This window comes from Streptomyces sp. NPDC053665 (genome assembly GCF_055585285.1).
On the sequence record NZ_JBVJKK010000001.1, the window covers coordinates 1,730,873 to 1,742,147 of the forward strand.

The following is an 11,275-nucleotide window of genomic DNA, read 5'->3' on the forward strand; positions in this document are numbered from 1 at the left end:
GCCCACCGAGTTCGGCCCGGCCCGGCGTCCACACCGGGCCGGGCCTTCACAGCCCGGCGTCCACACCGGGCGCGGCTTTGACAACCCGCCGGACACCCGGCGGGCCCTGCCTCACTCCCCTCGCATCCACTGCTGCATGACCGTCAGCAGGTGATCGGGGTCGACCGGCTTCGTCACGTAGTCGGAGGCACCCGACTCGATCGCCTTCTCCCGGTCGCCCTTCATCGCCTTCGCGGTCAGCGCGATGATCGGCAGCCCCGCGAACTGCGGCATCCTGCGGATCGCCGTCGTCGTCGCGTACCCGTCCATCTCGGGCATCATGATGTCCATCAGCACGACCGCCACGTCGTCGTGCTGCTCCAGGACCTCGATGCCCTCCCGGCCGTTCTCGGCGTACAGCACCGACAGGCCGTGCTGCTCCAGGACGCTGGTCAGGGCGAACACGTTGCGGATGTCGTCGTCGACGATCAGGACCTTCTGGCCGCCGAACCGGATGCCCCGCTGCGGCTTCGGCGCCGGCTCCTGCTCGGCGGGGACCCACTGCTCGGGCTGGGAGGGCCGCGCCGGCAGCTCGGGCGCCCTGCGCCGCCGCCGGAACAGCGCGGCCGGCCCGTTCTGCGTCTCGCGGTACGACGTCACCTCCGCCGGCGTCTCGACCTCCGCGGCCGACGGCTCCGAGACCTCGCCCGCGGACACCACCTCGGCCGCCTCCAGGGCGGGCAGCTGCTGCTGGTAGCCCTGCGGCGGCAGCTCACTGGGGTGCAGCGGCAGGTACAGCGTGAAGGTCGAGCCGCGTCCCGGCTCGCTCTGCGCGTGGATCTCACCGCCCAGCAGCTGCGCGATCTCCCGCGAGATCGACAACCCCAGGCCCGTGCCGCCGTACTTGCGGCTGGTGGTGCCGTCGGCCTGCTTGAACGCCTCGAAGATCACCCGCATCTTGCTGGAGGCGATGCCGATACCGGTGTCCGTCACGGAGAACGCGATCAGCTCGGCGTCCGGATCGGTCAGCGACCCGGTCTCCAGCAACTGCTCCCGGATCTTCTGCGGCACGTCCTCCCGCGCCGGCCTGATCACCAGCTCCACCGAACCCGAGTCGGTGAACTTCACCGCGTTCGACAGCAGGTTGCGCAGCACCTGCAACAGGCGCTGCTCGTCGGTGTGCAGGGTGGCGGGCAGCTCCGGCGAGACCCGCACCGACAGGTCCAGGCCCTTCTCGGCGGTCAGCGGACGGAAGGTGGCCTCCACGTAGTCCACCAGCTGCACGAGCGCGATCCGCGTCGGGGAGACGTCCATCTTGCCCGCCTCGACCTTCGACAGGTCCAGGATGTCGTTGATGAGCTGGAGCAGGTCGGAGCCGGCCCCGTGGATCGTCTCGGCGAACTCCACCTGCTTCGGGGAGAGGTTCCCCTCGGCGTTGTCCGCGAGCAGCTTGGCGAGGATCAGCAGCGAGTTCAGCGGCGTACGCAGCTCGTGCGACATGTTCGCCAGGAACTCGCTCTTGTAGCGCATCGACACCGCGAGCTGCTCGGCGCGCTCCTCCAGGACCTGGCGCGCCTCCTCGATCTCGGTGTTCTTCACCTCGATGTCGCGGTTCTGCTGCGCCAGCAGCTCGGCCTTCTCCTCCAGTTCGGCGTTGGACGCCTGAAGGGCCTTCTGCCGCTGCTCCAATTCGGCGGAACGCTCGCGCAGTTGCTCGGTCAACTCCTGCGACTGCGCCAGCAGCGACTCGGTCTTGGTGTTGACGGAGATGGTGTTGACGCTGGTGGCGATCATCTCCGCGATCTGGTTCAGGAAGTCCTTCTGGATCTGCGTGAACGGCGTGAAGGACGCCAGCTCGATGACCCCGAGGACCTTCCCCTCGAACAGCACCGGCAGCACGATCACCTGCGCGGGCGGCGCCTCGCCGAGCCCTGACGAGATCCTCAGGTAGCCGCTGGGCGCGTTCTCCACCAGGATCGTGCGCTTCTCCGTGGCGGCCGTCCCGATCAGCGCCTCACCGGGCTCGAACGACGTCGGCATGGAGCCCGGTGAGTAGCCGTACGAACCGACCATCCGCAGCTCGTACTGGTCGTCGGCCGCGACGTTGATGTCCTCGCCGTCGACCAGCGGCATGGCCAGGAAGAACGCGCCGTGCTGCGCCGAGACCACCGGGGTCAGCTCGCTCATGATCAGCGAGGCCACGTCCTCCAGGTCCCGGCGGCCCTGCATCAGCCCCGAGATCCGGGCGAGGTTGCCCTTGAGCCAGTCCTGCTCCTTGTTGGCGATGGTGGTGTCGCGCAGGTTGGCGATCATCTTGTTGATGTAGTCCTGGAGTTCCTGGATCTCCCCGGACGCGTCCACGTCGATCTTCAGGTTGAGATCGCCGCGGGTCACCGCCGTCGCCACGCGCGCGATGGCACGCACCTGCCGGGTCAGGTTCCCGGCCATCTCGTTCACCGACTCCGTCAGGTCCCGCCAGGTGCCGTCGACGTCACGCACGCGTGCCTGCCCGCCGAGCTGCCCCTCGGTGCCCACCTCGCGGGCCACGCGCGTGACCTCCTCGGCGAACGAGGACAGCTGGTCGACCATCGTGTTGATGGTCGTCTTCAGCTCCAGGATCTCGCCCCGCGCATCGATGTCGATCTTCTTCGTCAGATCGCCCTTGGCGATGGCCGTGGTCACCATCGCGATGTTGCGCACCTGACCGGTCAGGTTGGACGCCATCTGGTTCACCGACTCGGTGAGGTCCTTCCACGTACCGGCCACACCCGGCACGTGCGCCTGACCTCCGAGGATGCCGTCCGTGCCCACCTCGCGGGCCACCTTGGTGACCTGCTCGGCGAACGAACTCAGCGTCTTCACCATCGTGTTGATGGTGTCGGCGAGCTGCGCGACCTCACCGCGCGCCTCGATGGTCACCTGCCGCGTCAGGTCACCGTTGGCGACCGCCGCCGAGACCTGGGAGATGTTGCGCACCTGCGTGGTCAGGTTCTTCGCCATCAGGTTGACGTTGTCGCTCAGGTCCTTCCAGATGCCCGTGACGCCCGGCACGTGCGCCTGGCCGCCCAGGATGCCCTCGGTGCCCACCTCGCGGGCCACCCGGGTCACCTGCTCGGCGAACGAGGACAGCTGGTCGACCATCGTGTTGACGGTCGTCACCAGCTCGAGGATCTCGCCCTTGGCGTCGACGGTGATCTTCTTCGACAGGTCGCCCCGGGCGACCGCGGTCGTGACCTCGGCGATGTTGCGCACCTGGATGGTCAGGTTGTTCGCCATGCCGTTCACGGACTGGGTGAGGTCCTTCCAGGTGCCGGAGACGCCCTGCACCTCGGCCTGGCCGCCCAGGATGCCCTCCGTACCCACCTCGCGGGCGACCCGCGTGACCTCCTCGGCGAACGACGACAGCTGGTCCACCATCGTGTTCAGGGTGTTCTTCAGCTCCAGGATCTCCCCGCGGGCGTCCACGGTGATCTTCTGGGACAGGTCGCCGCGCGCCACCGCCGTGGCCACCTGGGCGATGTTGCGCACCTGGCCGGTCAGGTTGGACGCCATGCCGTTCACGGAGTCCGTCAGGTCGCGCCACACACCGGCCACGCCCGGCACCTGCGCCTGACCGCCCAGCCGGCCATCCGTACCCACCTCCCGGGCGACCCGGGTCACCTGGTCGGCGAAGGCCGACAACTGGTCCACCATCGTGTTGATGGTGTTCTTCAGCTCCAGGATCTCGCCCCGCGCGTCCACGTCGATCTTCTGCGACAGGTCGCCCCGGGCCACCGCCGTCGTCACCTGGGCGATGTTGCGCACCTGGGAGGTGAGGTTGCCGGCCATCGAGTTGACGGAGTCGGTCAGCTCCTTCCACGTGCCCGACACGCCGTCGACCCGGGCCTGACCGCCGAGACGGCCCTCCGTGCCCACGTCCCGCGCCATCCGGGTCACCTGGTCGGCGAAGCTCGACAGCTGGTCGACCATCGTGTTCACGGTGTTCTTCAGCGCCAGCATCTCGCCGGAGACGTCGACCGTGACCTTCTGCGACAGGTCGCCGTTCGCCACCGCCGTCGTCACCTGGGCGATGTTCCGCACCTGCCCGGTGAGGTTGCGGAACGCGGTGTTGACGGAGTCCGTCAGGTCCTTCCACGTCCCGGCCGCCCCGGGCACCTGAGCCTGACCGCCCAGCTCACCCTCGACACCGACCTCGCGGGCCACCCGCGTCACCTCGGCGCCGAAGGCGGACAGCTGGTCCACCATCGTGTTGACGGTGTTCTTCAGCTCCAGCATCTCGCCGGCCACGTCGACCGTGACCTTCTGCGACAGATCGCCGTTCGCCACCGCCGTCGTCACGGCCGCGATGTCCCGCACCTGCGTGGTCAGGTTCCGGAAGACCGTGTTCACCGAATCGGTGAGGTCCTTCCACGTCCCCGCCGCACCCGGCACGTTCGCCTGACCGCCGAGCCTGCCCTCGGCACCGACCTCGTTCGCCACCCGCGTGACCTCGTCCGCGAAGATCCGCAGCGTCTCGGTCATCTGGTTGATCGTCTCGGCGAGCTGCGCGACCTCACCACGCGCCGGCACCGTCACCTTCCGCGACAGGTCACCGTTGGCCACCGCGGTCGTCACCTCGGCGATCCCGCGCACCTGGGCCGTGAGGTTCCCGGCCATGGTGTTCACGGAGTCGGTGAGCTCCTTCCACACCCCGTCCACGCCGGGCACCTGCGCCTGACCGCCCAGCGCGCCCTCGGTGCCCACCTCCCGGGCCACCCGCGTCACCTCGGAGGAGAACGCCGACAGCTGGTCCACCATCGTGTTGACGGTGTTCTTCAGCTCCAGCATCTCGCCGGCCACGTGCACCGTGACCTTGCGCGACAGATCGCCCCGGGCCACCGCCGTCGTCACCAGCGCGATGTCCCGCACCTGGGCCGTCAGCCGGTGCGCCATCGTGTTGACGGAGTCGGTGAGGTCCTTCCACGACCCCGACATGCCCCGCAGCCTCGCCTGACCGCCCAGCTTGCCCTCGGTGCCCACCTCACTGGCCACCCGCGTGACCTCGTCGGTGAACGTCGACAGCTGGTCGACCAGGTTGTTCACGGTCCGGCCGACCTTGAGGAACTCGCCCCGCAGCGGCTGCCCGCTGCCCTCCGGCACGTGCGTGCGCAGTTCCATGCGCGGCGACAGATCACCGTCGGCCACCGCCGACAGCACCCGGCTGACCTCGGAGACCGGCCGCACCAGGTCGTCCACCAGGGCGTTCGAGTTGTCGATCGCGGTCGCCCACGAGCCCTCGCAGACGCCCGTCTCCAGCCGCTCGGTCAGCTTGCCCTCACGGCCCACCATCCGCCGCACCCGCGACAGCTCACCCGTCAGGTGCAGGTTCCGGTCGGCCACCTCGTTGAAGACCGCGGCGATCTCCGACATCACGCCGTCGCCGGACACCGTGAGCCGCTTGCGGAAGTTGCCGTCCCGCATGGACACCAGAGCCGACAGCAGTCTGTTCAGCGCCGCCGTGTCCACCTCGGTCGTGCCGTTGCGCGCTGTGCCCTGGTTGCTCGGGGACTGTCCGCCTTTCGCGCGCGTCCTGCTGCCACGCGTCGCTGCGCCAGACTCCACTGTGTCCCTCCCGCAGGGGTCGACCGTCACTGCTGTGCTCGGGTTCCACTCTCGGCGTACCGGTTACTACTGCGTATTCTCCGCCCTGCGCACCGAGGCGGTCCCAGGGGCTGCTGCCCGCCGTACGCCTCCGGCACTCAGCCTGCCCGGACCCGTACAAGAAGCCTGCCCAGTGTTTCACCCCGGCCGAACCAGGCCATAACAGTTCGGCAGCTTCGCACATCGTCCGCACACCCTCCGGACGGAAACACTGCAGACCGGCACCCGCTCGGACCGCGAAGGTAAGTAACCTTGCATCCGGCTGTCCAGCCACGCCGGTCCGTCCGGCCTGGGCGGTGGCACGAAGACGAGCGGGCATCGGAGGGGCGGCCGCAGACACATGACCACCGGACTGATCCCGGGGGAACAACCCTCGGACCCCCGGCCGACGGGCGGACTGCCGCACCAGCGGCACGAACCGGACGGCCCCGCAGCCCAGCACGACGAGAACCGGTCGAGGAGTTCTGTGATCACCGCGCGCGCGGCCGCCAGTTTCGAGCCCGTCGGGCGCTCGGTCGCGAGCGCCCGCTCGTTCGTCCGGGACACCCTCCAGGGCTGGGGGTTCGCCGACATCGTCGACGACGCCGTCGTTCTCACCAGCGAACTGGTGACCAACGCCGTCGTCCACGCCGGCACCTCCGCCGACGTGCTGTGCCTGCGCAGCGACGAGGGCGCGCGCATCGAGGTCGCCGACCGGTACCCGGAGCGCGAGGTGCCCCTCCAGGGCAGCGCCGTCACCATGGGCAGCCCCGACCGCGAGGGCGGCCGCGGCCTGCAGCTGTGCGCGGCCCTCGCCGGCCGCTGGGGCGTCGAGTACACCCCCACCCACAAGACCGTCTGGTTCCGGCTCGACCTGCCCGCACGCGCGGTCGGCACCCGCGCCGCCGGCCCCGCCCTCCCTTCCGAGCTGCTCCCCCTGGCCGACGGCCGGGTCCGCGTGGCCGTCGTCCAGATCGACCGCACCGGCCACATCACCGCCTGGAACGAGGACGCCGAGGACCTCTTCGGCTACCCCGCCGACCAGGTCACCGGCAAGCCCCTCACCGACTTCGCCGCCTGGCCCCACACCCCGGGCACCAGCACCGGGATCGCCGAGGCCCTGCGCCTGTCCCGCTGGGAGGGCAGCTACGGCATCCGCGACGCCGACGGCCGGGTCGTCCCCGTCTACGCCTCCCACCTGCGCGTACGCGACACCGGCGGCGAGCCGTCCACCGTGTGCCTCCTGGTGCGCGACCACGAACGGGCCGTGCTCCAGACGCCCCTGCGCGTCCCGGCCTCCGACACCTCCAGCAGCACCGAGGGCCAGAGCACCGACCCCTTCGAGGTGTTCATCGGCTCCCCCGCCCCGGACGACCTCGACGGCCTCCTCCAGCGCACGGTGGAACGCGCCCGCGACATGCTCGACGGCGACTCCGCCTTCCTCCTGCTCGCCACCGACGACGAGACGGAACTGGAGGTCCGCGCCTCCACCGGCCTGCCCTCCGCGCGTCAGCGCTTCGCCCGCGTCCCCGTCGAGGCGGGCCCCGGCCGCTACGGCTCCGCCCGCATGCCCGCCGTCCACGACGACCTCGCGGCCGTCCCCGGCGCCGTCCCCCTGCTGAACGGCACCGGCATGCGCTCGGTCGTCACGGTCCCGCTCAAGGTCGAGGGCCGTCTCACCGGCTCCCTCGGCGTCGCCGCGGAGGCCCCCGCCAGATACTCCAACGAAGAGGCCCTGCGCCTGCAGTTCGCCGCCGACCGCATCGCCCTCGCCGTCGAGTCGGCGCGCCTGGGCGAGCTGGAGCGGCTGCGCCGCGGCTCCCTCAGCTTCCTGGTCGAGGCCTCCGACCTGCTCGCCGGCACCCTGGACCGCGACCAGACCCTGGCGCTGATGGCCCAGATGACGGTCCCGACCCTCGCCACCTGGTGCGCCGTCTACACGATCGCCGACCAGTCCTCCGAACCCGACCTGTCCTACGTGCTGCACGAGGACGAGGAACTCATCGACGGCATCAAGTCCCTGCTGTCGAAGATCCCGCCGCCCGACCCGGTCCCCACGCCCGGCGCCCGCGTATGGCCGGCCCCCGGCGAGAACGCCCACAAGGCCGCCCTGCGCAGCTCGATGCGCAGCCTCGGCCTCAGCGGCGGAACGGGCACCCAGGTCACCCCCGGCATCGGCCCGACCCTCGCCACGGCCTCCGCGGTCGGCGGCGAGACGGTCGTCCTGCCCCTGGTCGCCCGCAACCGCGTCATCGGCATGCTCACCCTGGGCAAGCCGGCCGACGAGCACTTCCGCCAGGAGATCCTGGAACTCGCCGAGGACCTCTCCCGCCGGGCCGCCCTGGCCCTGGACAACGCCCGCCTCTACTCGGAGCGCACGGCGATCAGCCAGGCCCTCCAGCGCAGCCTCCTGCCGCCCGAGCTGCCGTCCATCGACGGCGTCGAGGTCGAGGTCATCTACCGCGCGGCCGGCGAGGGCAACGAGGTCGGCGGCGACTTCTACGACGTCTTCCCCATCCGCGACGGCGCCTACGGCTTCGCCATCGGCGACGTCTGCGGCACCGGCCCGAACGCCGCAGCCGTCACGGGCCTGGCCCGCCATGCCCTGCGCCTCCTCGCCCGCGAGGGCCTCAGCGGCCCGGCGGTACTGGAGCGGCTCAACTCCGCCATCCTCGACGAGGGCGCCCGCAGCCGCTTCCTCACCCTGCTGTACGGCGAGATGCGCCCCCAGGAGGACGGCAGCGCCGAGCTGAAGGTCGTCTGCGCCGGCCACCCCCTGCCGCTGCGCCTGCGCCAGGACGGCACGGTCGAGCCGGCCGCCGAACCCCAGCCCCTCCTCGGCGTGATCGAGGACCTGGAGCTCTACGAGGAGACGGTCACGCTCGGCCCGGGCGATGTCCTGCTGTGCGTCACGGACGGCGTCACCGAACGCCGCGAGGGCACCCGCATGCTCGGTGACGACGGTCTCGCCGACGTGCTGACCACCTGCACGGGCCTGACGGCCGGGGCGGTCGCGGCGCGCATCATGCGGGCGGTGGAACGCTTCGCCTCGGACGCCCCGTCCGACGACATGGCGATCCTGGCCATGCGCGTCCCCGGCCTCCACCAGGACTAGGACAAGAAAGAAGGCCCCACCCGTGAGGGTGGGGCCTTCTTTGCCGGAGCCCCCAAACGGAATCGAACCGTTGACCTTCTCCTTACCATGGAGACGCTCTACCGACTGAGCTATAGGGGCCTGTCGCTTCGGGGTTCGCCCCGCGGCAACGGAATAGATCATACCCCGAACAGAAGCGTGCTCCCAACCACGTCAGAAGGCCGGTTGCAGCAGGCCGCCCAGGGCATTGCAGGCGGAGACGATCCGCTGCATGTCCCGCTTGGTGAGGGTGGCGTCCACCGGCAGTGCCAGCGTCTCGTCGGCGGCTCGCTCGGTCTCCGGCAGTGACACGCACCGCCGGAATTCGGGCAGCCGGTGCACGGGGGTCTTCACCGGCACCCGGCAGTCAACTCCCTTGTTGCGCAGGGCCCGTGCGAAGGCGTCCCGGTCGGGCCGCCCGTTCCCCGGTACGCGCACGACATACTGCTGGTAGGAGTGCCCGTCGCCGTCGTCCGGTGTCCGCACGCCCCTCAACTTGGCGTGCAGATAGGCCGCCCGCTCCCGGCGCCTCGCTATCTCGTCGTACGGCGCCTCGGACTCCCCCTGTTCCAGGACGAGCAGTCCGTGCCGCTGTCCCACCCGGTGCAGCCGCGCGAGGTCGGCGAGCCGGCCGAACCGGTGCACCACCACCATGGCTGCGGTCCGGGGCGTCAGGGCGGCCTCCACGGCATCGGCGTCGAGGCAGTACGTGGAGGGATCTATGTCGGCGAACACGGGCATGGCTCCGGCCATGGCGACGGACTCGGCGATCTCGACGTTCCCGAAGGCCGGGACGACGACCTCGTCACCGAGTCCGACGCCGGCGGCCTTGAGCAGTGCGGCAGTACCCATGCTGTGCATGCTCGTTGCGCAACGTGAACGTCAAGTGACGGACAACAAAAAAGGGTTGGACCCCGAACCGAAGTCCGGGGTCCAACCCTTGTAAGAATTGTTCGGCGGCGTCCTACTCTCCCACAGGGTCCCCCCTGCAGTACCATCGGCGCTGTAAGGCTTAGCTTCCGGGTTCGGAATGTAACCGGGCGTTTCCCCTACGCTATAACCACCGAAACACTATGAAACTGTCAGCCGCACCACGCGTGGCAGCATGGGGCTGTTCGTGGTTTCAGAACCAACACAGTGGACGCGAGCAACTGAGGACAAGCCCTCGGCCTATTAGTACCGGTCAACTCCACACGTTACCGTGCTTCCATATCCGGCCTATCAACCCAGTCGTCTACTGGGAGCCTTACCCCATCAAGTGGGTGGGAGTCCTCATCTCGAAGCAGGCTTCCCGCTTAGATGCTTTCAGCGGTTATCCCTCCCGAACGTAGCCAACCAGCCATGCCCTTGGCAGAACAACTGGCACACCAGAGGTTCGTCCGTCCCGGTCCTCTCGTACTAGGGACAGCCCTTCTCAAGACTCCTACGCGCACAGCGGATAGGGACCGAACTGTCTCACGACGTTCTAAACCCAGCTCGCGTACCGCTTTAATGGGCGAACAGCCCAACCCTTGGGACCGACTCCAGCCCCAGGATGCGACGAGCCGACATCGAGGTGCCAAACCATCCCGTCGATATGGACTCTTGGGGAAGATCAGCCTGTTATCCCCGGGGTACCTTTTATCCGTTGAGCGACGGCGCTTCCACAAGCCACCGCCGGATCACTAGTCCCGACTTTCGTCCCTGCTCGACCCGTCGGTCTCACAGTCAAGCTCCCTTGTGCACTTACACTCAACACCTGATTACCAACCAGGCTGAGGGAACCTTTGGGCGCCTCCGTTACTCTTTAGGAGGCAACCGCCCCAGTTAAACTACCCATCAGACACTGTCCCTGATCCGGATCACGGACCCAGGTTAGACATCCAGCACGACCAGACTGGTATTTCAACGACGACTCCCCCTGAACTGGCGTCCAGAGTTCACAGTCTCCCAGCTATCCTACACAAGCCGAACCGAACACCAATATCAAACTGTAGTAAAGGTCCCGGGGTCTTTCCGTCCTGCTGCGCGAAACGAGCATCTTTACTCGTAGTGCAATTTCACCGGGCCTATGGTTGAGACAGTCGAGAAGTCGTTACGCCATTCGTGCAGGTCGGAACTTACCCGACAAGGAATTTCGCTACCTTAGGATGGTTATAGTTACCACCGCCGTTTACTGGCGCTTAAGTTCTCAGCTTCGCCCCACCGAAATGGAGCTAACCGGTCCCCTTAACGTTCCAGCACCGGGCAGGCGTCAGTCCGTATACATCGCCTTACGGCTTCGCACGGACCTGTGTTTTTAGTAAACAGTCGCTTCTCGCTGGTCTCTGCGGCCACCCCCAGCTCGAGGAGCAAGTCCTCTCACCAGTGATGGCCCCCCTTCTCCCGAAGTTACGGGGGCATTTTGCCGAGTTCCTTAACCATAGTTCACCCGAACGCCTCGGTATTCTCTACCTGACCACCTGAGTCGGTTTAGGGTACGGGCCGCCATGAAACTCGCTAGAGGCTTTTCTCGACAGCATAGGATCATCCACTTCACCACAATCGGCTCGGCATCAGGTCTCA

The 11,275-nt window shown here is 68.3% G+C and carries 3 protein-coding genes, 1 tRNA gene and 2 rRNA genes; 1 reads left to right on the plus strand and 5 read right to left on the minus strand.

Translation table 11 applies throughout. The annotated features are described in order from the left end of the window. Positions 1 to 111 precede the first annotated feature (111 nt). A complete protein-coding gene (locus ACZ6ZN_RS07540; RefSeq protein ID WP_469643866.1) occupies positions 112 to 5,580 on the minus strand; it encodes a HAMP domain-containing protein in 5,469 nt (1,822 codons plus the stop codon). Positions 5,581 to 5,959: 379 nt separating this feature from the next. Between ACZ6ZN_RS07540 and ACZ6ZN_RS07545 the strand changes: the two genes are divergently transcribed. Further along, positions 5,960 to 8,713 (plus strand): SpoIIE family protein phosphatase, encoded by a 2,754-nt coding sequence (locus ACZ6ZN_RS07545; protein WP_469643869.1) that lies wholly within the window; start codon positions 5,960 to 5,962, stop codon positions 8,711 to 8,713. Between the two features lie 47 nt (positions 8,714 to 8,760). Here the strand turns inward: ACZ6ZN_RS07545 and ACZ6ZN_RS07550 are convergent. From ACZ6ZN_RS07550 to ACZ6ZN_RS07565, 4 genes are all read right to left on the minus strand, one after another. Beyond that, a tRNA-Thr gene (locus ACZ6ZN_RS07550) sits at positions 8,761 to 8,833 on the minus strand. A gap of 72 nt (positions 8,834 to 8,905) precedes the next feature. After that, the gene (locus tag ACZ6ZN_RS07555) at positions 8,906 to 9,568 is read right to left on the minus strand and encodes a DegT/DnrJ/EryC1/StrS family aminotransferase (RefSeq protein WP_398109944.1); all 663 of its coding nucleotides are present in this window, start codon (positions 9,566 to 9,568) and stop codon (positions 8,906 to 8,908) included. A 114-nt stretch (positions 9,569 to 9,682) separates the two neighbouring features. After that, a 5S ribosomal RNA gene (gene rrf, locus ACZ6ZN_RS07560) occupies positions 9,683 to 9,799 on the minus strand. 85 nt (positions 9,800 to 9,884) lie between these two features. After that, positions 9,885 to 11,275, minus strand: a 23S ribosomal RNA gene (locus ACZ6ZN_RS07565); the annotation flags it as partial.

What these genes read in the sequence shown, in the direction of transcription:
- ACZ6ZN_RS07545 (WP_469643869.1), top strand. Translation starts at nt 5,960, where the DNA reads ATGACCACCGGACTGATCCCGGGGGAACAACCCTCGGACCCCCGGCCG.